1 pseudogene is annotated in these 418 nt (G+C 77.5%); it reads left to right on the forward strand.

Annotated elements, in window-relative coordinates:
- Positions 1–418, forward strand: a pseudogene (locus SACPADRAFT_RS32905) (glycosyl transferase); the annotation flags it as partial.

Genomic DNA, 418 nt, shown 5'->3' on the forward strand with positions numbered 1-418 from the left:
TGCTGCCCCCGGCCGCCGCCGGGGCCGCCCAGGGGCGGTTGGACGTCGTCGTGGTGCACGTGCTGCTGCCCGCCGTGCTGGCCGGTGTCGTCGCCGTGCTCCGGCGGCGCGGCAGGCGGTGGCTGCACCGGAGTGTGCTGTGCGGGCTCGGACTCGCGGTGATGGCCGCCTTCTCCCCACCCGCGTACCTGCTGATCGCAGCCGGGACGCTCCTCGGTTTCGTCGCGCTGCCCCCACCGGACGGGCGGGTGGCGCGCCGAGCCCTCGCCGTGGCGGTCCCGACACTGTTGCCGATGGCGCTGTTGCTGCCCTGGTTGCCGACCCTGGTGTCCCGACCGGAGGCCGTGCTGCACGGGCTCGGCGGGCCCGCGGGGGAGGCCTCCCCGGCCGGGTTGGCGGGGCTCGATCCGGGCGGTCC

The sequence above is a fragment of the Saccharomonospora iraqiensis subsp. paurometabolica YIM 90007 genome (assembly GCF_000231035.2).
Classification (GTDB): domain Bacteria; phylum Actinomycetota; class Actinomycetes; order Mycobacteriales; family Pseudonocardiaceae; genus Saccharomonospora; species Saccharomonospora paurometabolica.